At 68.3% G+C, this 19552-nt stretch carries 19 protein-coding genes; 6 read left to right on the top strand and 13 right to left on the bottom strand.

The genetic code is table 11. From position 1 onward, the window contains the following. Nucleotides 1–37: 37 nt before the first annotated feature. Together tgt and BN3560_RS10815 are read right to left on the bottom strand one after the other, a co-directional pair. A complete protein-coding gene (tgt, locus tag BN3560_RS10820; RefSeq protein WP_096228056.1) occupies nucleotides 38–1183 on the bottom strand; it encodes a tRNA guanosine(34) transglycosylase Tgt in 1146 nt (381 codons plus the stop codon). A gap of 2 nt (nucleotides 1184–1185) precedes the next feature. Then, on the bottom strand, nucleotides 1186–2058 hold the full coding sequence (locus tag BN3560_RS10815; protein ID WP_167380496.1) for an HAD family hydrolase: 873 nt from the start codon (nucleotides 2056–2058) through the stop codon (nucleotides 1186–1188). Nucleotides 2059–2140: 82 nt separating this feature from the next. On the opposite strand from BN3560_RS10815, the gene BN3560_RS10810 reads away from it, so the two are divergent. The 4 genes from BN3560_RS10810 to queA all read left to right on the top strand — a co-directional run bounded on the left by BN3560_RS10810 (nucleotide 2141) and on the right by queA (nucleotide 4854). Beyond that, a complete protein-coding gene (locus tag BN3560_RS10810; protein ID WP_096228054.1) occupies nucleotides 2141–2914 on the top strand; it encodes an epoxyqueuosine reductase QueH in 774 nt (257 codons plus the stop codon). Nucleotides 2915–3033: 119 nt separating this feature from the next. Next, on the top strand, nucleotides 3034–3267 hold the full coding sequence (locus tag BN3560_RS10805; protein ID WP_096228053.1) for an antitoxin: 234 nt from the start codon (nucleotides 3034–3036) through the stop codon (nucleotides 3265–3267). A 9-nt stretch (nucleotides 3268–3276) separates the two neighbouring features. Then, nucleotides 3277–3726 carry a type II toxin-antitoxin system VapC family toxin gene (locus BN3560_RS10800; RefSeq protein ID WP_096228052.1) on the top strand — a complete coding sequence of 150 codons (450 nt, stop codon included), beginning with the start codon at nucleotides 3277–3279 and terminating at the stop codon, nucleotides 3724–3726. Between the two features lie 48 nt (nucleotides 3727–3774). Beyond that, the gene (gene queA, locus BN3560_RS10795) at nucleotides 3775–4854 is read left to right on the top strand and encodes a tRNA preQ1(34) S-adenosylmethionine ribosyltransferase-isomerase QueA (protein ID WP_096228051.1); all 1080 of its coding nucleotides are present in this window, start codon (nucleotides 3775–3777) and stop codon (nucleotides 4852–4854) included. Between the two features lie 220 nt (nucleotides 4855–5074). Here queA and BN3560_RS10790 read toward each other — a convergent pair whose 3' ends face one another. The 10 genes from BN3560_RS10790 to BN3560_RS10745 all read right to left on the bottom strand — a co-directional run bounded on the left by BN3560_RS10790 (nucleotide 5075) and on the right by BN3560_RS10745 (nucleotide 15347). After that, the gene (locus BN3560_RS10790) at nucleotides 5075–5278 is read right to left on the bottom strand and encodes a cold-shock protein (RefSeq protein ID WP_015539962.1); all 204 of its coding nucleotides are present in this window, start codon (nucleotides 5276–5278) and stop codon (nucleotides 5075–5077) included. Nucleotides 5279–5461: 183 nt separating this feature from the next. Further along, nucleotides 5462–6040 (bottom strand): hypothetical protein, encoded by a 579-nt coding sequence (locus tag BN3560_RS10785; RefSeq protein ID WP_096228050.1) that lies wholly within the window; start codon nucleotides 6038–6040, stop codon nucleotides 5462–5464. Between the two features lie 124 nt (nucleotides 6041–6164). Then, on the bottom strand, nucleotides 6165–7847 hold the full coding sequence (locus BN3560_RS10780; RefSeq protein ID WP_096228049.1) for an FAD-dependent oxidoreductase: 1683 nt from the start codon (nucleotides 7845–7847) through the stop codon (nucleotides 6165–6167). Nucleotides 7848–8129: 282 nt separating this feature from the next. Further along, nucleotides 8130–9770, bottom strand: a complete 1641-nt coding sequence (locus tag BN3560_RS10775) for a helix-turn-helix transcriptional regulator (RefSeq protein WP_096228048.1) — start codon at nucleotides 9768–9770, stop codon at nucleotides 8130–8132. 207 nt (nucleotides 9771–9977) lie between these two features. After that, on the bottom strand, nucleotides 9978–11303 hold the full coding sequence (locus BN3560_RS10770; RefSeq protein ID WP_096228047.1) for a Bcr/CflA family efflux MFS transporter: 1326 nt from the start codon (nucleotides 11301–11303) through the stop codon (nucleotides 9978–9980). Between the two features lie 253 nt (nucleotides 11304–11556). Continuing rightward, nucleotides 11557–12030, bottom strand: coding sequence for a hypothetical protein (locus BN3560_RS10765; RefSeq protein ID WP_096228046.1), 474 nt, complete (start codon nucleotides 12028–12030; stop codon nucleotides 11557–11559). Between the two features lie 90 nt (nucleotides 12031–12120). Continuing rightward, complete coding sequence (gene ruvB / locus BN3560_RS10760; RefSeq protein ID WP_096228045.1) at nucleotides 12121–13188, bottom strand: Holliday junction branch migration DNA helicase RuvB; 1068 nt, start codon at nucleotides 13186–13188, stop codon at nucleotides 12121–12123. A 70-nt stretch (nucleotides 13189–13258) separates the two neighbouring features. After that, nucleotides 13259–13858 carry a Holliday junction branch migration protein RuvA gene (gene ruvA, locus BN3560_RS10755; protein ID WP_096228044.1) on the bottom strand — a complete coding sequence of 200 codons (600 nt, stop codon included), beginning with the start codon at nucleotides 13856–13858 and terminating at the stop codon, nucleotides 13259–13261. Next, nucleotides 13855–14385 carry a crossover junction endodeoxyribonuclease RuvC gene (gene ruvC / locus BN3560_RS10750; protein ID WP_096228043.1) on the bottom strand — a complete coding sequence of 177 codons (531 nt, stop codon included), beginning with the start codon at nucleotides 14383–14385 and terminating at the stop codon, nucleotides 13855–13857. The genes ruvA and ruvC overlap by 4 nt, the downstream gene beginning before the upstream one ends. 161 nt (nucleotides 14386–14546) lie before the next feature. Beyond that, a complete protein-coding gene (locus BN3560_RS10745; protein ID WP_041239546.1) occupies nucleotides 14547–15347 on the bottom strand; it encodes a YebC/PmpR family DNA-binding transcriptional regulator in 801 nt (266 codons plus the stop codon). Between the two features lie 305 nt (nucleotides 15348–15652). Between BN3560_RS10745 and bfr the strand changes: the two genes are divergently transcribed. Further along, nucleotides 15653–16117: a bacterioferritin gene (bfr, locus tag BN3560_RS10740; RefSeq protein WP_096228042.1), complete on the top strand. Its 465-nt coding sequence runs from the start codon at nucleotides 15653–15655 to the stop codon at nucleotides 16115–16117. A 123-nt stretch (nucleotides 16118–16240) separates the two neighbouring features. Here the strand turns inward: bfr and BN3560_RS14415 are convergent, their stop codons facing one another. Continuing rightward, on the bottom strand, nucleotides 16241–16381 hold the full coding sequence (locus BN3560_RS14415; protein ID WP_154270343.1) for a hypothetical protein: 141 nt from the start codon (nucleotides 16379–16381) through the stop codon (nucleotides 16241–16243). Between the two features lie 249 nt (nucleotides 16382–16630). On the opposite strand from BN3560_RS14415, the gene BN3560_RS10735 reads away from it, so the two are divergent. Then, on the top strand, nucleotides 16631–19474 hold the full coding sequence (locus BN3560_RS10735) for a LamG-like jellyroll fold domain-containing protein (RefSeq protein WP_096228041.1): 2844 nt from the start codon (nucleotides 16631–16633) through the stop codon (nucleotides 19472–19474). Nucleotides 19475–19552 lie beyond the last annotated feature (78 nt).

Below are 19552 nucleotides of genomic sequence, written 5' to 3'. Positions count from 1 at the left end.
CGGCGATTTCCGAAAAAGAGCAGCTCGAGGGCCCTGCCTAGTAGTCCTTCGCCGCCGGGCTGGCCATCCACGCCGCGTAGAACTCCTCGTAGGCGCCGGCCAGCACCGCCTCGCGGGCGCGGCGCATGAGGTCGATGAGGTAGTGCAGGTTGTGGATGGACAAGAGGATGCCGCCGAGCATCTCGCTCTGCTTCACGAGGTGGCGGATGTAGGCGCGGCTGTGGTTTTGGCACGTCGGGCACGTGCAGGCGGCGTCGAGCGGGCCGAAGTCGCGCGCGAACTTCGCGTTGCGCATGTTCATGCGGCCCGTGGACGAGAACGCCGTGCCCATGCGGGCCGTACGGGTGGGCAGCACGCAGTCGAACATGTCCACGCCCTCGCGCACCGCGCGCACGAGCGTGGTGGGGTTGCCCACCCCCATGAGGTAGCGCGGGCGGTCCTCCGGGCACGCGCGCGCCACGGGACCCAGCGTCTCGAACATCACCTCGTGGTCCTCGCCCACCGAGTAGCCCCCGATGCCGAAGCCGCCGAAACGCCGCGCGCCGCGCGCCAGGCTCTCGTCCTCGATCTCGCGCAGGCGGCGGATGGATTCCAGCCGCAGGTCCAGCTCCATGCCGCCCTGCACGATGCCGAAGAGCGTCTGGTCGGGCCGGACGTGCGCGGCCAGGCAGCGGCGCGCCCAGTTGGCCGACAGATCCACGGCCTTCGCCACGAACGCGCGCTCGGCCGGGTACGGCGTGCACTGGTCGAGCTGCATGGCGATATCGGCGCCGAGCTGCTCCTGGATGGCCATGTTGGACTCGGGCGTCCAGCGGATCTTCGAGCCGTCGTAGATGGAGCGGAACGTGAGGCCGTCGTCGTCGAGCTTGAGCGTGTCGGCCAAGCTGAACACCTGGAACCCGCCCGAGTCGGTGAGCATGGGGCCATCGTAGTTCATGAAGCGGTGCACCCCGCCGGCCTCGGCCACCACGTCGGCGCCGGGGCGCAGCGACAGGTGGTAGGTGTTCGCGAGCACCACCTGGGAGTTCAGATCGCGCAGCTGGCCTGCGGTGACGCCCTTCACTGTGGCGCTCGTGCCCACGGGCATGAACATGGGCGTATGGAACGTCCCGTGGGCTGTTTCGTAGGAAAGCGCGCGGGCGTGGCCGCTCGTCGCCTCGCAGGCGCAATCGAAAAGGGCCACGGCTAGCCCTCGATCCCGTTGATGGTGAAGCCCGCGCCGGGAGCCGCAGGGGCGTCGCCCGCGAGGTTCTCCGCGAGCACGCGCTCGCACGCGGCGGCATCCACCAGGCCGGCGTCGATGCCGGTTGCGTGCTCTGCGCAGGCAGGCAGCGCCTCGGCCCACGCGGCGAACTCCTCCATCGTGCCGTGCTTCACGGTTGCGAGATCGAAGCCCCCGTCCGTCGGATCGAGCAGGTGGTCGGTCACGAGGAACGCGTCGGCCCCGAGCGCCTGGATGCCCAGGTCCTCCACCGTGTTGTTCCCCACCATGAGCACGTCGGCGCCGCACAGGCCGGCCGCAGCCAGGTTCTCGGCGTAGTAGGAGGGCTTGGGCTTCACGCTCGTGGAGTTCGCGAAGTTCGTGAGGCGCGAGAACTTGTCCGGGTCGATGCCCGCCCACTCGAGGCGCCACCGCACGGCACGCTCGGGGAACATGGGCATCGTGGCGAGCACGAGCGGGTAGCCCTTGGACGCGAGCGCATCCACCGCACGCGCCGCCGCCGGGTTCGGCGCCACGCCCGCGCCGATCGCGCCGAACTCGACTTCGTAGAAGCGGTCGAGCTCCGCCGTCCAGTCGCACGCATCGGCATCGACGTGCGCGAACCAGCCTTCCCAGAACGCGTCGCTGTTCGGGCGGCCGTCGTCGTGGGCGGCCATGTTCTTGATGCCGGCCTTCATGCCGGCCATGAACGCCTCGGGCGCCACGCCGAAGCGGGCGACGTACGCGCCGAGCGCTTCGAAGTACGTGCGCATGAACTCGTCGATCTCCATGGGGAGCAAGGTCCCGTCCAAGTCGAAGAAGATGGCCCGGTAGGCCGGTGCGGTGCATTCGCTCATTGCGTCGTCCTTCTGTTCGTCGGCGTGCGTTTTGTCCGACATGGTAGTATAGGCGACGATGCGAAGGAGCGTGCGAAACCCGATGAAATTGCTACTTCATGCCTGCTGCGGACCGTGCTCGCTGGAGCCAACGCGTATCTTGCGCGCGGCCGGGCACGACCTGACCCTCTATTATGCGAACTCGAACATCGCGCCGGCCGAGGAGTATGCGCACCGGCTGGGCACGCTGCGCACGTGGGCCGGCGGCGAGGGGCTGCCGGTGGTGGAGGGCCCCTACGACCCTGCGGCCTGGGAGGCGACGGCCGGACGCGTGGGCGAGGCCGCGCTCGCGGCGGCGGACGGCGACGTGCTGCGCGTGGCGACGCACCCCGCGCTGCGCGAGGCGCGCTGCCGTGCGTGCTACCGCCTGCGCTTCGAGGAGGCCGCGCGCGTTGCCTCCGAGCGGCGCTTCGACGCCGTGGGCACCACGCTCTCGGTAAGCCCCTACCAGTTCACCGAGGTAATCCGCGAGGAGCTGGAACGCGCAGCGGCCGCCGCAGGCGTGCGCGCGCTCTTCGAGGACTACCGCCCCTTCTACGACGAGGCCACCCGCCGCAGCCGCGCGACGGGCATGTACCGCCAGAACTTCTGCGGCTGCCACTTCTCCGAGGCTGAGGCGGCGGCCGAGCGTGCCGAGCGCAAGCGGCAGCGGGCCGCCAAGCGCGAGGCCGAGGCCGCCGCGCATGCCGACGAGCGCGCCGCCCAGGAAGCCGCCCGCGCCGCCAAGCGAGCCGAACGAGCAGCCTACGCCGAGAAGCAGGCCCGCAAGCGCGCCGCCCTGCGCGCGCTGCGCGAGCAGGGGCGCGGCGAGCGGTAGCCCGGCCTTCGGCCAAAGCGCCTCGCAAGCCCTGCCGTCGCGTGCCAAAGCATGGGCTTGCTTTCCAAGGTTTTAGCAAGTATACTCACAAGTATATTTGCTACCGAAGGGAGGGTGACATGGCCCAGCTTTCGTTGTACGTGGACGATTCCACGATGGAAGATCTGCGTCGCGATGCCGCGCGCGAGGGGAAGACGCTCTCGAAGTACGCGGCGGGCGTGCTGCGCGGGCGCAAGGAACATAACGGCTGGCCGCCAGGGTTCTTCAATCTGTACGGAGCCTGCGACGACGACACGTTCGTAGTGCCTCCGGAGATTCCCTGGGAGCTCGACGCGCCTCGCAAGACGCTGTAGGCGGCGCGCATGTACCTCCTCGACGCCAACATTTGCATAGACTTCATGCACGGACACCTCCCCTACGCTTACGATCTGATGCGCAGCAGCGACCCTCGCCTGTTCAAAATTCCCGCCATCGTGGAGGGAGAGCTGAGGCTCGGCATAGTGAAAAGCAGGCAATCGGAAAAAACGCGATGGCTCGTCGATGAATTCATGCTTCCCTTCGAAGTCCTTCCGTTCGATTCCGAATGCGCGCACATTTATGCGCGCATAAGAGGGGAACTGGAAATGACGGGCAAGGTCATCGGACCAAACGACCTCCTCATCGCCGCCACGGCGCTCGCGAACAGCGCAGTCCTCGTCACGAACAACGTGGACGAGTTCAAGCGCGTGCCGGGGCTTTCCATCGAGTCGTGGTATGAGATGACGTGGGAGGAATTGGGAATGGGGCCCTTGGCGGAGCCGGAACGCCTATAATAGGCTCTTCGACGAACCGACCGCGAACCGCACGAAGGACCCGCCCGCATGAAGACCTCCGATTTCGACTACGACCTGCCCGAAGAGCTCATAGCCCAAGAGCCCGCCGCGGAACGCGACGGCTGCCGCTTGCTGGTCATGGACCGCGTGACCGGCGCGCTGGAGGACCGCGTATTCCGCGACATCGCGGAGTACCTGCGCCCCGGCGACCTTCTGGTGGCCAACGAGACGCGCGTCATGCCGGCGCGCCTTTTGGGCGCGAAACGCGGCACCGGCGGGGCGGCCGAGGTGTTCCTGCTGCGCCAGCACGGCACGCCCCTCGACAACAAGAGCGCGCTCTGGGAGGTGCTCGTGCGCCCTGGCAAGCGCCTCAAGCCCGGCACGGGCGCCATCGTGGACTTCACGGACGCCGCAGGCCAGGTGGCGCTTTCCGCCGAGATCGTGGATTGGATCGCTGACGCGCAGAAGGGCGAGCGCCTGGCACGCCTCATCACGCCGCTCCCCTCCCTCGACGAGGCGCTGCACGCGGTGGGCCACACGCCGCTGCCGCCCTACATCAAGGACTACGCCGGCGACGAAGAGCTGTACCAGACGGTGTACTCGCGTCGCGAGAGCTCGGCGGCGGCGCCCACGGCCGGCCTGCACTTCACGCCCGAGCTCATCGAGCGCCTGCACAAGCAGGGCGTGGGCTGGGAGACCGTGGAGCTGGAAGTGGGCCTGGACACGTTCCGCATCGTGGACGAGGACGACCCCGAGAAGCACGTCATCCACACCGAGCGCTACAGCGTGCCCGCCCGCACCGTGGACGCCATCGCCGCGACGCGCGAGCGCGGCGGCCGCGTGGTGGCCGTGGGCACCACGAGCGTGCGCAGCCTCGAGAGCGCCTGGGACGCGGAAGCGGGCATTGTGACGCCCCGCGAACGCGAGGCCACGTCGCTCTACCTGCTGCCCGGCAGCGAGTTCCACGTGGTGGACGCCCTGGTCACGAACTTCCACGTGCCCCGCTCCACCCTCATGATGCTGGTGAGCGCCTTCTCCACGCGCGAGCACATCATGGCCGCCTACCGGCATGCCATCGCCGAGCGCTACCGCCTGCTCTCGTTCGGCGACGCCATGCTCATCTGCTAGGCTCGCCGAGGACCCTCGACCAAGACGGCCGAAGGAGGCATGCGATCTCGCCCCAGCGGCTATCGCTGCATTCGGCAGACAGAAGGCTGCCGTACGCAGCGATAGCCGGCATGACCTTCGTGGGCCGGGGCAACTCGGCGGAGAACCCGAACCGCGACCTCGACGCAAAAAAATGGCCCCGCACTGCGGGGCCATTTCGGCTTGTTTATGTGAGGTTGCTTTACGCCTTCGTCACGTTGCTAGCCTGGAGCTTGCCATTCTGGCCGGTCGTCACGTCGAACTGCACAGCCTGGCCTTCATCGAGGGTCTTGAAGCCGTCCATCTTGATCTCAGAGAAGTGGACGAAGAGGTCTTCGCCATCGTTCTGAGAGATGAACCCATAGCCTTTTTCGGGGTTGAACCACTTCACGGTACCTTCTGCCATTTTAAATCCTCTTTCCTCTCCTTGACCCTTCAAGGAGGCAACACTGCATGCTGCATGGCGGCAGCACTCGCCCTCACCTCGAGAGCACGAGAATACTATACGCTATCCAGAGAGAAAAAGGCTCGGGATTCTCGGTTTAGCCCGTTTTTTACCGTTTCGTAAGATACGGCCGGCGCCACGCCATCAGTCTTCGGGACAAGACGTCTCCAGCGCCTCGCACCGGGCAAGGGCCTCGGCGTAGGCGCTCCGGTAGGCTTCGACCTCCGACTGGACAGACGCTAGCTCGGCCGGCTCCAAGAGGGCGGCATGCGCTTCCGCCGCATCGGCGAAGCACCCTTCCTCGAGCGCGCGGGCCAGGGCTGCCTCGGCGTTGCGCGCGGGACCGACGCGGAACCCTCGCAGCGAGCCGGCATGCAGCAGGGCCCGGCGGCACTCGTCGGCAAGCGCCGGAGCGCCTCCCTGCTCCGCCCGCTCGAACGCGGCGCGGGCCGCAGCCTCGCGCTTCTCGGCCTCGTCCAGGAGGATACGGGCCGTGCGCAGCTCGTCCTCGAGACGAACCGCCGCAGCCGCAGCCTTCGCACGTGCCAGCAGCGCGCCGCGCTCCTCCATGGCGGGAAGCTGATCGTAAAGCCGCTGCAGCTGGTCGAACGCCTCCTCGGAGGCATCCGTGCCCGCGGCCTCCGCGCTTCCGTCGGCCGCCGTCACGCACGTGCCCGCCCCGGCCGCGCCGGCGCCCGTCCCCGCATCCTTCGGTTCGTCCATGCCCTCGGTCCTTCCGTGGTCCGCCCGAGACGGCAGGCCGGGCCGGCGGCGCCGGCTCCGGCCACCGGGCGACGTCGCGCCCGGTGATGCCGGCACGCCGCCGCCCAGCCCCGCCGTCAACCTGCTAGATCTCCTGGTACACGCCCGCCAGCTGCTCGCCCAGGCACTTGCCCTCGATGAGGCAGCGGCCGTGGCTGTTGCCCTGCACGTTGATGGGATAGTCGTAGGCGTAAATGTCGCCCGCGCAGTTGCCGATGGCGTACAGGCCCTCGACCGGCTGGTCCTCGGCGTCCAGCACCTCGAAGTTGTCCGAGATGTGGATGCCGCCGCACACGCCCAACAGGCCCGGCGCCACCATGCAGGCCGTGAAAGGGCCTTCCTTGACGGGATAGAGGAAGTGGCCCTCCTTGTAGAAGTCGGTATCCTCGCCCTGCTCGCACATCTTGTTGTAGCGCTCGACCGACTTCAGGAACTCGTCCTTGTCCACGTCGAGCATCTCCGCCAGCTCCTCCAGCGTGTCGGCGCGCTTGTAGTAGTCGGGCACCTTCTCCAGGCCGCCCTCGACCGTCTTCGCATGCGAGCTGACCGCCACCTGGTAGTCCGTGCCGTAGGCGCGGAACGAGTCCCAGAACATGCCGCCGCCGTACTGCAGGCTGTCCAGCAGGTCCGTCTGCCAGTTCGCGTCGAACACCGACCACGCGTGGTCCGAGCCGCCGTTCACCATGACGCCCACGCACTTGCCCTGCACCCACGTGGCCTCGTTCATGAAGCGCTTGCCGGCCGGGTTCACGAACATGAAGGGGCCGTGGAACGTGGCGGCCGCCTGGGGGTGCATCATCGTGGGCCACGGGCCGTCCTGGAACGCACCGCCGGCCCAGGCGGCCATGTTGTGGCCGTCGCCCACGTTGCCCTGGTCGGAGCACAGGCGGGTCATGACCTTCTTTGCGATGGGGGCGAACTCGTCGAGGTACTCGTCGTTGTAGCTCACGTCGCCCGTGGCCAGCACCACGCCCTTCGGCGCGTTGTACTGCACGTAGTCGCCGTCCTTGTTCTGGCAGATGGCACCCGTGACCTTGCCGGCGTCGTCCTGCACGAGCTGCACGGCCGGCATCTCGTACACGAACTCGGCGCCGTGCTGCTTGGCCTCGCTCTCGAACAGGTACTCGACGAAATCGGCCATGGTGTGCTGCTCGAAGATCTCGCCGCCGAAGATCATGTGGTAGCAGTCGATCTCGGGGTGCACGGCAGAGCGCGAGCCCACCGTGACCATGCACTTCGCGCCGTTCTTCTCGGCCAGGTCGAGGAACCAGTTCATGCAGCGCTCGGACTCGCGGAACCACTTGGCCACGAGCGACTCGCGGCAGCGGTTGCCGCACGTGGACACCCAGCGCTCCATCTCCACGGCCTTGTCGAAGCTGATGCCCAGCTTGTCCAGCTCGCGCGAGGCGATGGCGCCCGTGCCTCCCACGCCGTGGCCGTTGAGCATGGCGTCCTTCTCCACGAGCGTCACCTTGGCGCCGCCCTCCGCCGCAGCCAGCGCGCAGCACGTGCCCGAGTAGCCGCCGCCGATGACGAGCACCTCGGTGTCCACCGTCTCCTTGACCTTGTCGGCCGGGATGGGTTCGGGCTTGACCTCCCAGGTGTGCTTGCCGTCGGCGCCGCCCGCTGCGCCCGCCTTGGCGTCGTCGGCCGAGCCGGCCTCCTTCGGGGCGCAGCCGATCATGCCGAGCGCGGCCACGCTCGCCGCGCTCAGGGCCGCCCCCTTGAGCAGGCTGCGTCGCGAGATTCCCTTGTTCTCTTCGCTCATGTTCCCTCCTTGGATCGATCCATCGCTTGCGCGGGCGGCTTCCCCCGCCCGCCAACAGGGCCAGCTTAGCGCGCGAAGGGCGCCCCGCACCATCCCATACTTTGGGTTGTTTTCGCGTTTCCGCAGGTTATCCTCTAAAAAGTGAGCGTTGGTCGAGCGTTGCGAAGCGGTGTCCGAGGGCAGGACGCAACCTGTGCGGAAAGGCTCGCGACGGCTCGAGGCGAGCCGGGGATAGCCGGATGCGCCCGCAGGAGCGCCGGAGGACAGATGTCGCCACGGTGGCTAGTCGAACAGGTCGATGAGCTCCTGGCGGGAGTGGACGTCGGCCTTGCGGTAGATGCTCTTCATATGGTCGCGGGTTGTGTTCTCGGAGATGTAGAGCTTGCGGGCGATGGCGGGCACGTTGTTGCCGCGCAGGACGAGGGCCACGACCTCGCGCTCGCGGGGGCTGAACGGCTCGGCCAGGTCCAGCGCGTCCATGCGCCGCTCGATGAGCGTCGCGATGCCGTCGGCGCCGGGCGCGGTCGCCGCGCCCTCGCCCGGCAGCCTCTCCGGGCACGTCTCCGCGCCCGGCCCAGACGGCGCGCCTGCAGAGCCCGCCCGAGGACCCGGCTCCCCGGCAGCCGCCGGCACCGGCGCGCCGATCGCGCCTGCGGCAGAGCCCGCGACGGCGTCCGACCCTCTCGCGGACGAGCGGCCAGCGGCCCCCGCAGGCAGGACGCCCGGCGAGAGGAACGCAGCCGCACCCACCACGGCCATGTCGTGCTCGGCCTCGGCCGCCACGCGCCCGCGGTGGCCCTTGCGGGTGAACGCCACGCAGAACAGCACGAGCGACAGCGCGTACACGCAGACGAACAGCACGTTCACCGCCAGCGCGAAGTCGTAGGCCGCAAGCGGGCTCAGTCCCGTGCCCACGACATCGCCTGCGAGCATGGCGGCCAGCGTGGGCCCCACGCACAGGGCGTACACCTGGGTCGAGGGCAGCGAGCGCTCGCTCGCGTACACGGCGCTGGTGACGATGAGCAGCAGGTTCACTATCTCGAAGCCGAACAGCAACATGCCCGAAGCGAAGGGCGCGAACTGCACCCCCAACAGCGTAGGAAGCAAGAACGCACCGGTGACCAGCGGAAACAATATCTGGTAGACGCGCAGCACCGCGAAGCCCGTCTCCGAGAGCAGCTCGATGAGCACCACCACCGCCACGGCCAGCGCCATGCCGGCCAGCACGGGCGGCGACGCGATGCCGCCGGGCACGGCGAAGAGATGCGAGACGAGCTTCCACACGAAGCCGATGGCGCACGTGCAGAACACCGGCTTCCACAGCATGCGCACCGTGGCCGCGGCGGCCGTGCCCGTCATGCGCGGCCGCGGGTCGGCGGGCACGATCTCCCGCAGGCAGCGGCCGAGCGACACGGCGGCAGCGACGGGCAGGACGGCCACGGAGCACAGGGCGCGCGCGGCGTCCGGCAGCAGCGCCAAAAGAACGCTGAGCACCACCGAGAGCAGGGCCGACAGCGGTATGAACACGGCCGTGCGCGATGCCCCCTCGGAGGCGAAGAACTGCTGCCACAGCACGTAGGACGAGCCCAAGGCAAGGCCCACCAGCACGCCGGCCGCAAGCGAGCCGGGCAGGACGGGCACGATACCGTTGGCCGCCAGGTAGTAGGCGGCCGAACCTGCGGCCAGCAGCATGCCCACCATCAGGGCGGATCGCGGCGGAAAGGGCATGCGCCGCCGCTCGTAGAGCACGGCGGCGCCCACGGCCGCCAGGGCGCACAGCTGGTCGCTCAAGCTGAACAGGCGCTGGCCCGCGAAGCCGTCGGGTGCCGAGAGGCCCGCGAACGTGATGGCCCACACGAACGCGAACCCCAGATGATGCCACCGCAGCGACCGCAGCAGCGTTTTCGCCTTCTCGACGGACAAGAACGATCCCCTCCCGTAGTTTCTCCCGGGAACATGGTAGCGTACCGCAGCCGCCCGGTGAAGCGCAGAGGGGAAAAGCAGGGCGCCGACCGCGCCGGCGCGGCAAGAGCGGGGCAGCGCGGCCGGCCGACCGTATCAGCAGGGCCGGCCGGCGCATCCGCTTCCCGACGCTGCCCGGCCCGCAGGCCGCGGGCCGCAACGCACTGGCTACCGGGCACTCCCCTTCGCGCGAGAGGATGCATCCACGGCGCCCTGGCCAGGCCGGCCGTCCCGGGCAAGCGGAGCCGCCTGCCCGGACGGCGAGGCGCCCTTGATGCCCGCAAGCGGGATCCGTGACTTGAGCAGGGCGATCCAGCCGATGCCCGCAAAGGCCATGGACGCCACGATGAGCACGCCGATGCCCTGCACATAGCTCGACCACGGCAGCACGGCCAACAGCATGCCCACGCAGCCGATGGCGGTGTGGGCGAAGTTGATGAGCGATGACGCCGCGCCCGTGTCGCCTTCCTGCTGAGATAGCAGGATGTTCGTGCTGTAGGGGCGGATGCAGGCCTCCGTCAGGGCGAACACGAGGAACGTGAGGCAGAACAGCACGGGCGAGAGCTCGCCTGCCAGCAGCATGGCCACGCCCGAGAGTGCAGCCGCAACCAGCAGGATGCCGGTGAAGCGGCGCGCGCTCACGTAGCGGGAGGCCTTGAGCCAGATGAAGGGGCCGGCGGCAGTGAGCAGCGCCGCCACGGCGAAGAACACGCTGTACTCCAGCTCGCTTAAGCCGAAGAACGAGATGTACACGTAGGAGCCCACGGCGATGTAGGCCATGAACGGAAGGTTGTACAGGCCCACGATGGCCAAGAACGAGGAGAAGCCCTTGTTCTTGGCCACGGCGCCCAGCTGCCCGATGCTGCCGAGCACGGTGCCGCGGTAGCGCTCCTCCTGCGGCAGCGTCTCCTCGAACAGCACGGCGAGCGCGCAGCAGAACAGGCCCACGGCGCCCAGGGCGCAGAACGTCATGCGCCAGTCGAACACCTGCAGGATGAGGGCGCCCACCACCGGGGACAGCACGGGCCCCACCACGAACATGACCTGCACGATGGAAAGGATGGCCTCGCGCTTCTCGACCTTGAAGGCGTCCTTGACCACGGCGGTGGCAACGGCGCTCACGGCGCCCGCGCCCAGCGCCTGCACGACGCGGAACACGATGAGCATCTCGATATCGAGCGCGAGCGCGCAGAGGCCGCTTGCGGAGGTGTAGGTAACCACGCCGGCCAGCAGCACGGGGCGGCGGCCGTAGCGGTCGCTCAGCGGCCCGAACACGAGCAAGCCCACGGCGAAGAACAGGAAGTATCCCACAAGCGTGAGGTTCACGGTGCCCGCCGTGGTGCCGAAGGCCTCCGTCATGTGGGGCACGGCAGGGGTGTACATGTCGAGCGAGAGGGGTGTAACCAGGCTCGCGGCGACAAGGAGGACGACAAGCCCCAAGGGCCCGAGCTTTCCTTGCGGCCGGACGAGCCATTGCTGCATCTTCTGTTTCATGGTGAGTTCTCCTTCTAGGTTCCGAAGGCGACCCGTAACGGGATTACGAGGCGATTACTCTAGCGGAACGAAACCGGATGAGGGCGCGATCCGCCGATCATCACAGAGTCACCATGATCTAACAAATCACGGTTCGGCGAGGTGTTGCGGATGCCGGCGGCGCACGGCACGGAGCGCAGGGCGCCGGGAGGGCGGGCGCCCGAAGGGCCCGGCTAGGATACGGGAAGCCTGCGGGGCAGAAGCCGAGCCTGCGTCACTCGGTTGGGCTCTCGGGTGCCTCGACGGAGGGCGAGCGAGGGTCGTCGGCCGAGGCGATGTCGACGATGGCAGGCTCCGGGACGTCGTCCAGCAGGCCCGCCATCTCGGCCGGGTCGTCGGGCAGCTCGAGCCCGTAGGCATCGGCCAGGGCACGCGCCTGCCCAAGCCGCAGGTCGGCAACGGCGTCCTCGCCCGCCTCGCGCAGGTAGGCGGACGCCAGCATGAGGCTGCGCGCCACGTACTCGGTGACGCGCGGGTCGGTGCCCGACACCTGCAGGATGGCGGCCATGGACTCCGGCGCGAGCGACAGCAGCGTGGCGCCGTCGATGTCCACGGCGTCGCCCACGGCGTTCTCCAGCATGTCAGCCGCGGCCTTCGGGTCGTGCTCGTCGCGCGCCTTGAACCAGCTGCGCCGCAGTATCTCGGCGAACTGCAGGAAGATGCGCATGAGGTAGTCCTGTTCGAGCATGGGGCTCGTCCTTTCGTCGCAGGTCGAAATCGGCTGGCGGGAAGCGCCGGAGGCGCCCCGCGGCGCTTGCGCCGGCCCTCCCGGCCGTCGTCAGGCAGGTGGGAGGGCGATACCCAAGTGCTCGTAGGCACGCGGCGTGGCCTGGCGGCCCTTCGGGGTGCGCACCATAAGGCCCTGCTGCATGAGGAAGGGCTCGTAGACATCCTCAAGGGAATCCTGGTCCTCCGAGAGTGCCGAGGCGAGCGTCGAGAGCCCCACGGGCCGGCCGCCGAACTGCACGGCCAGAAGCTCCAGGATGCGGTTGTCCACGGCGTCCAGGCCGAGCGCGTCCACCTCGAAGAAGCTTAGGGCCTGAGCGGCCACATCCTCGTCGATCGTGCCGTCGCCGCGCACCTGGGCCCAGTCGCGCACGCGCTTGAGCAGGCGGTTAGCCAAGCGCGGCGTGCCACGGCTGCGCCGCGCTATTTCCAGCGCGCCGTCCTCGGCTATGTCCACCCCGAGGATCGCCGCAGAGCGGCACACGATGGAGCCCAGCTCCTCGGGCGTGTAGTACGCCAGCCGGAACACCATGCCGAAGCGGTCGCGCAAGGGCCCGGTGAGCAGCCCCGTGCGCGTCGTGGCGCCGATGAGCGTGAAATGCGGCAGGTCGAGCCTGATGGAGCGCGCGGCCGGCCCCTTCCCCACCACGATGTCCAGCGCGAAGTCCTCGAGCGCGGGGTAGAGAACCTCCTCCACCATGCGGTTCAGGCGGTGTATCTCGTCGATGAACAGCACGTCGCCTTCCTCGAGGTTCGTGAGGATGGCGGCCAGGTCGCCCGTGCGCTCGATGGCAGGGCCGCTCGTGGTGCGGATGCTGGCACCCAACTCGTTGGCCACCACGGTGGCGAGCGTGGTCTTGCCCAGGCCCGGAGGGCCCGAGAACAGGATGTGGTCGACCACGTCGCCGCGCGCCCGCGCCGCCTCGATGAGGATGGCGAGCGATTCCTTCACCTTCGTCTGGCCCAGGTAGTCGCCCAATCGCTTCGGGCGCAGGCTGCGGTCGAGGACGAGGTCGTCCTCCGTGAGCTCGGCCGTCACGGCACGCGGCGGCACCGACGCCGCGTCTGCGCCGTCAGCCACGTAGCCCAGGCCCTCTATCTCGATGTCGTCGTGCGCCATAACCGCCTAACTTCGCAAGCCGTCCCGTCCGTCGCTTCGCCTACCAAGGTACCACACGCGCCCGCGCGCGTCAGCGCTCGGTTCCCAACCGTTTGAGGGCGTACTGGAGAACGGCGCTGTCAGAGACACCCTCCGGCGCGCCCTTCAAGGCCAGGTCGGCCTCGGCCGCCGTGAACCCCATGGACAGCAGCGCCTCGTGCGCGCCGCGCAGCTGCTCGGCGGCGCGGGCGGCGGGCACCTCCCCCTCGTCGAACAGGCTCGCGAGCCCTTGGTCGAGGGACCCCTTCAACTCCAGGATGATGCGCGAGGCCGTCTTCTTCCCCACACCCGGTATCTTCGACACGGCCGCCACGTCCTGCGCGGCGATGGCCGCGACGAGCGCCTGCGGCGTGAACACCGACAACGCCGCCAAGGCCACTTTGGGGCCGACGCCGCCCACGCCGATAAGACGCTCGAACAGCGCCTTCTCCTCCACCGTCATGAACCCGTACAGGGCGATGGCGTCGTCGCGCACCTGCAGGTACGTGTGCACCTCCACGGACGCGCCCGCCTCGGGCAGCTTCGACAGGCTGGCCTGCGACATGCCCACGGCATAGCCCACCCCGTTCACGTCGATGAACGCGGCAGCGGCGGTCTTGCCCGCCAGCCTTCCCTTCAAGAACGCGATCATCGCGCGCCTCCTCCCGATGCGGCCGCGGCGGTCGCCGCCGCGAAGCCCTCGTGGGTCGTGTAGCAGATGGCGGCCGCCAGCGCGTCGGCCGCATGGTCGGGGCTCGGCACCGCCTCGAGCGCCAGCAGCTGGCGCACCATGTACTGCACCTGCTCCTTGTCCGCCGAGCCGGCGCCCACCACGGCCAGCTTGATCTGGCTGGGCGAGAACTCGCCCACCGGCAGGTCGCCCTCGGCGCACGCCACGAGCGCCGCGCCGCGCGCCTGGCCTGTGGCGAAGGCGCTCTGCGCGTTCGCGCCGAACCACACCGTCTCGATGCCCACGCATGTGGGCGCGAACCGCCTGATGACGGCCGCCATCTGCTCGTGTATCTTGCCCAAGCGCCGCGCGAGCGGCGCCTGGGCCGGCGTGGAGATGCAGCCGTAGGCCACGCACGCCAGCCGCGGCCCGCTTTGCGCCACCACGCCCCAGCCCGTGTCCGCCAGGCCCGGGTCGATGCCGAGTATCGTCCGTTCGGTGCGCGCCATCCGTTCCCTTCGGTTCGCAAACGTTTGTTCGTGCTATCCTACCACAAAAAAGACGCGCCGGGAGCGCGTCTTTCAAGTAATCCATCGTTCGCCGACCACGCCTCGCGGCAGGGCGCGAAAGGGCGCCGATCGGTTTCGGCGGTCGTCAGGCTGCCGGAGCCCTACTCGTCGAGCGCCTCGGCGATCTCGTCGGTGATGTCCATGGTGTGGTAGACGTTCTGCAGGTCCTCGAGCTCCTCCAGCTTGTCCACCAGGCGCATGACCTTCTTCGCGTCGGACACGCTCACCTGGGTGGGCGTGGTGGGGATCATGGTGAGCTCGGCGCCCTTCGTCTCGGTGCCGGCCTCTTCCAGCGCCTTCTTCACGGCCATGAGGTCGGTGGGGCCGGTGTAGATGATCCACTCGTCCTCGGCGTCCTCGTAGTCGTCGCCGCCGGCCTCGGCCACGGCGAGCATGAACTCCTCCTCGTCGGCCGCGGCGCCATTCGGCTTCACGGGGTTCTTCTTGTCGCCCGTCTCGACCTCCTTGGGAACCATGATCTGGCCCTTGCGCTCGAACTGAAACGCCACGGAGCCGGAGGTGCCCAGGGAGCCGCCCGCATGCGAGAACGCGCTGCGCACGTCGGCCGCGGTGCGGTTGCGGTTGTCGGTCAGCGCCTCGCAGTATACGGCGATGCCGGCCGGGCCGTAGCCCTCGTAGACGACCTCCTCGTAGTTCGCGGCATCCTTGCCGGAGCCGAACGCCTTGTCGATGGCGGTCTTGATCTTGTCCTTCGGCAGGGAGTAGCCCTTGGCCTTCTCGATGGCGGCCGCCAGCGACGCGTTGTTCTCGGGGTTCGGGTCGCCGCCCTCTTTCGCGGCCACCGTGATGATGCGCGACAGCTTGGAGAACAAGGCCGAGCGCTTCGCGTCCTGCGCCGCCTTGCGGTGTTTCGTTGTAGCCCACTTAGAATGCCCAGACATATACTTCCCTTCCACAGAGCACTATCGGCCAAATATTCTAGCACATCCGTCAAATACCCTGCTCGCTTATCGCACGGTCTTCAAAAAACGGCCTGCGACGGCCCGGCCGGGCCAGTCGGGCCGGACGGCCGGGTGTCCAGGCGCGGGCTCGCACGGGGCGAGTTGACGGACGTGCGACGGCGTGCCTACGGTACCGTGACCGAGCCGCCGATTCAGCAGCACGCCCCTACAATGGCTGGAAGACGAGGGACGCCGGCGTCCGGCGGTTCCTCCCTGACCGCCCGTCAACCAAAAGGAGCACTGCCATGAAAGGAAATCCTGAACTCATCGACACGCTGAACGACCTGCTTGCCAGCGAGCTGGCCGCCATCAACCAGTACATGGTGCACGCGGAAATGGCCGAAGACTGGGGCTACGAGCGCCTGAGCAAGAACTTCAAGACGCGCTCGATCACCGAGATGACGCATGCGGAGCACCTCATCGAGCGCATCCTGTTCCTGGAGGGCACGCCCATCGTGTCGAACCTGGACGACATCCACATCGGCGCCACCATCCCCCAGCAGGTGGACAACGACCACGCCTCAGAGCTCACCGCCATCAAGATGTACAACGAGGCCATCGTGCAGGCCGGCAACGTGCTGGACTACGCCACGCGCGACATCCTCGAGGCCATCCTGCGCGACGAGGACAAGCACCTCGACGAGCTGGAGGAGCTGCAGGACCAGATCGAGCAGATGACGCTGCCCACGTTCCTGTCCACGCAGAACTAACCGCACCGCCCGCCCGCTCGCGCACGCGCAGACGGGTGCGGAATGCGCCGCACGACCTCCCCTCTCCCTCGGGCGCATCCCCGCACGTCCAGGCGCGCCCGACCGCCTGGACGAGATCGGGGGCTATGGCAAGAAAGCGGCCTCGTTCGAAGCCGCTTTCTTGGGTTGTGCTGGAAAAACGCCTGGTGGCAAACCGCGGGAAGCGACCTTCTCGCCGAGCATCGTGCCACCGACCTGATTCTTGTCCATGATGTTTTCGATCATGGTTGATCTGCCTGCGGGCAGCCGAGGACGAGGACGATGTAGTCTCGGCCGGCCGCCGCCCAGGCCCGCCGCCAGCCTTTTCGCACCAGGAGGCTTGAGCGAATCCTTACCTGATCCTTTCACTCGCGTGACCTCCCCCTTGCCGGGGCCTTACCTTGCGCGCCTACGATAGAGCGCACCGACGCCCGGCGGACTTCGCGCATGCGGAGCCACGGCGACGCATCTCGCGCAGTCGACCGAAAGGACATCATGGATTCCCAGCTCTCCTCGATCTACGACCACGGCACGTTCGGCGTATCGCGCCGCACGTTCGTGAAACTGGCCGCCGCCTGCGGGGTGACGGCCATGGGCGGCATGCTCGCATTCCCCGGCCAGCACGCCGACGCGGCCTTCACCGAGCCCGAAGACCCCAGCTGGCCCGAGCTCCCCGCCGGCAAAGTGCGCTTCACCGTGCACAGCGACACTCATTTCACCTGCTGCGACGTGGAGAAGAAGCTGCCGTTCGCCTTCGAGACCATCTACCGGGCCGTACCCGACTGCGCCGCGCACGTCTTCGCGGGCGACTCGGTGAACACCGGCACGACCGCCGAGTTCGACGCGCTTTTGGCGGGAGCGAACGCCGCCATCAGGAAGCCGGCCCTGTTCGTCATGGGCAACCACGAGTTCGGCGTAGGCGGCAGCCCCCTCGAGGGCAACGCCGTGACGAACTTCAAGTACTTCCTCTCGCACTTGACCTGCGCGGATGCCTATCAGAAACCAGGCGGCGCCTTCGAGGGCAAGCTGAACGTCCATACCGAAATAGGCGGCTACCACGTGATCGCCGCCAGCTGCGGGCGGGGCTACTGGTACGGCGACACCACCTATGACGACGACGGCACGACGCCCATCACCATCCTCGATTGGATGAAGCGCGAGATCGCCGCCGCCGCAGCCGACGACCCCACGGGCACCAAGCCCATCTTCTTCATGACGCACCATCCCTTCCCCGACACCGTCTGGTACTCCCCCACGTCGTTCAACGCCGGCTGGATCGGCGATTACGGCCCTGTGGACGACCGCAATTCCAAAGCGTTCTACAACGAGCTCAAGGCGAAGTACCCGCAGCTCGTCCACTTCTCCGGGCACACGCACATCCCCGAGGAGGACCCGCGCTCCATCTTCCAGGACGTCGACGGGTTCACGCTCGTGCAGACGGCCACCTTCGGCGATAACTTCTGGATGCGTGGCGGCAAGGATGCCGACGGCTACGACGAGAACGGCGGCACGGGCGGACACCCGTCCGACGGCTACGACGCAAGCCAGTGCCTGCTGGTCGAGGTGGACGCCGCCAACGGACACGAAGTCACCATCCGGCGCATGGACTTCCGCCAGGGAGCCTATCTGGGAACCCCCTGGACGTTCAAGGTGTCCGACAAGTCCACCTGGACGTACACGCACGCCGCCATGGAGGCGCGCAGCCTTCCCCCGATTCTGGAGGAGGGCGCGGCCGTGCGCATACCGGCCGACTCCATCACGCAAACCGGGGCGTCGTTCGCCATCGCCGCCGACAAGATCAGGCCCGACGCGTCGGGACTGTCCGACGACGTGGTGATGAGCTATCGCATCGTGGTGCTGGACGCCCAGGGGGCCGAGGTGTACAACGCCTGCTACATGTCCGACTACTACAACGCCCCCGCCAACCAGCCCGCCGAGTTCGTGCGCCCGCTGTTCGGCGCCGCGCTCGCCCCCGAAAGCCCCTACAGCCTGAAAGCCTACGCGCGCAACCCCTGGGAGAAGGAAACGCTCATCGGCGAGGTTATCTTCACCACCGCCGGAGGCGAGGCCGTCCCGGCAACGCCGTTGTTGTCCGTCGACTTCTCGCAAGGGTCCGCCGCCGACCTCTCCGAGACGCCGCATGTCCTGACCCCGTTCGGCAGCCCTGCGTTCGAGACCGTGGAGGAATTCGGCCGCCAGGTGGCCGTCTTCGACGGCGCGACGGCCGCCTTCGGCTACGACTTCGCGGCCGAGGACTTCGCCAAGCTGGCAACCTCCACCACCGCCGAACTGCTCGTGCAGTTCACGGCGAAACCCAGCTCCGGCTACACCGACATCTTCTCCTGCGGGCAGGGGGGCGGCCAGTGGCTGGAGTACTATCCCACCGGCAAGCTGCATTACTACTTCACCGACGGCTCCACCAATGTGTCGACGCCGGTCGAGCCGGGGGTGTGGACGCACATCACCGCCACCTACGACGGCGCATCCCTCAAGATCTACCAGGATGGCGTGCTGGCGGGAGAAACCGCGGCGGCGGGGGCCATCGCCGCGCCGAACGCATCGAAGGCGCGCTGGTACATAGGAGCCGATTGCGGCGGGGAGGGAGAGCCCCAGGCGTTCAGCGCCGCAAAGGTGGCGTTCGCAAAGCTGACGCATGGCACCGTGGCGACTGCCGAGGAGGTGGCCGCGAACTACCGGGCCTGCGCCCCGTCGACCATCGAGCTGCCGGAGCCGGATGCCTTCGGCGCACCCGAGGTCGGCGCAGCCTGCGTCATACCCGCGGCCGCGGCCACGACCGCGAACGGGACCCCTATCGAAGCGGTGCCGAGCGTCATCGACCCCGAGGGGAACCCCGTGGGCCTCTACCTCACCTCGGTGCCCGAGGGCGCCGCCGCCCTCGCGGCCGCAGCAGCTAGGGGGACCACGCTGTACTCGTTCGTTCCAACCGTCGACGGAAACCATACGGTCACCTACCGCGCCGGCTATTCCCAAGCGTCCCTGACCGTGTCCGTGGCGGCAGCCCCGATCGACCCCGATCCCGAGCCGACGCCCGACCCCGATCCTGAACCGACGCCCGACCCCCAGCCCACGCCCGATCCGACACCCGACCCCGATCCCGCTCCCGGCAACGGTGCAGGCGGCGGCACCGGCAGCTCCGGGCAGGGCACGGGCGGAAGCGGAACCGCGCCCGGGAGCACCGGCGGATCGAGGCTGGCCAAGACCGGGGACGGCATCGAGGCGGGCGGCGCACTGGTCGGCCTCATGGCCACTGCCGGCGCGGCGATCTGCGTTGCCCGCAGCTTCTGGAAAGGCGAGTTCTCCGAAGAGGAATCCCGCTAGCTCCTCTCCGCATGCACGGCGCCCCTTCGACCTCGACCGTCGAAGGGGCGCCTGGTTCCCGAAAACGGGCGGCGTCTT

The sequence above is a fragment of the Gordonibacter urolithinfaciens genome (assembly GCF_900199375.1).
GTDB classification, from domain to species: Bacteria; Actinomycetota; Coriobacteriia; order Coriobacteriales; family Eggerthellaceae; genus Gordonibacter; species Gordonibacter urolithinfaciens.
Note: the sequence above shows the minus strand (reverse complement) of the source record. Positions and strands in the feature narration are given on the sequence as shown.

What these genes read in the sequence shown, in the direction of transcription:
- BN3560_RS10815 (WP_167380496.1), bottom strand. Translation starts at nt 2,058, where the DNA reads ATGAGCGAATGCACCGCACCGGCCTACCGGGCCATCTTCTTCGACTTG.
- BN3560_RS10780 (WP_096228049.1), bottom strand. Translation starts at nt 7,847, where the DNA reads ATGAGCGAAGAGAACAAGGGAATCTCGCGACGCAGCCTGCTCAAGGGG.
- BN3560_RS10810 (WP_096228054.1), top strand. Translation starts at nt 2,141, where the DNA reads ATGAAATTGCTACTTCATGCCTGCTGCGGACCGTGCTCGCTGGAGCCA.
- BN3560_RS10745 (WP_041239546.1), bottom strand. Translation starts at nt 15,347, where the DNA reads ATGTCTGGGCATTCTAAGTGGGCTACAACGAAACACCGCAAGGCGGCG.
- ruvA (WP_096228044.1), bottom strand. Translation starts at nt 13,858, where the DNA reads ATGATCGCGTTCTTGAAGGGAAGGCTGGCGGGCAAGACCGCCGCTGCC.
- ruvC (WP_096228043.1), bottom strand. Translation starts at nt 14,385, where the DNA reads ATGGCGCGCACCGAACGGACGATACTCGGCATCGACCCGGGCCTGGCG.
- BN3560_RS10785 (WP_096228050.1), bottom strand. Translation starts at nt 6,040, where the DNA reads ATGGACGAACCGAAGGATGCGGGGACGGGCGCCGGCGCGGCCGGGGCG.
- BN3560_RS14415 (WP_154270343.1), bottom strand. Translation starts at nt 16,381, where the DNA reads ATGATCGAAAACATCATGGACAAGAATCAGGTCGGTGGCACGATGCTC.
- BN3560_RS10735 (WP_096228041.1), top strand. Translation starts at nt 16,631, where the DNA reads ATGGATTCCCAGCTCTCCTCGATCTACGACCACGGCACGTTCGGCGTA.
- BN3560_RS10800 (WP_096228052.1), top strand. Translation starts at nt 3,277, where the DNA reads ATGTACCTCCTCGACGCCAACATTTGCATAGACTTCATGCACGGACAC.
- queA (WP_096228051.1), top strand. Translation starts at nt 3,775, where the DNA reads ATGAAGACCTCCGATTTCGACTACGACCTGCCCGAAGAGCTCATAGCC.
- bfr (WP_096228042.1), top strand. Translation starts at nt 15,653, where the DNA reads ATGAAAGGAAATCCTGAACTCATCGACACGCTGAACGACCTGCTTGCC.
- BN3560_RS10770 (WP_096228047.1), bottom strand. Translation starts at nt 11,303, where the DNA reads ATGAAACAGAAGATGCAGCAATGGCTCGTCCGGCCGCAAGGAAAGCTC.
- BN3560_RS10790 (WP_015539962.1), bottom strand. Translation starts at nt 5,278, where the DNA reads ATGGCAGAAGGTACCGTGAAGTGGTTCAACCCCGAAAAAGGCTATGGG.
- ruvB (WP_096228045.1), bottom strand. Translation starts at nt 13,188, where the DNA reads ATGGCGCACGACGACATCGAGATAGAGGGCCTGGGCTACGTGGCTGAC.
- BN3560_RS10765 (WP_096228046.1), bottom strand. Translation starts at nt 12,030, where the DNA reads ATGCTCGAACAGGACTACCTCATGCGCATCTTCCTGCAGTTCGCCGAG.
- BN3560_RS10805 (WP_096228053.1), top strand. Translation starts at nt 3,034, where the DNA reads ATGGCCCAGCTTTCGTTGTACGTGGACGATTCCACGATGGAAGATCTG.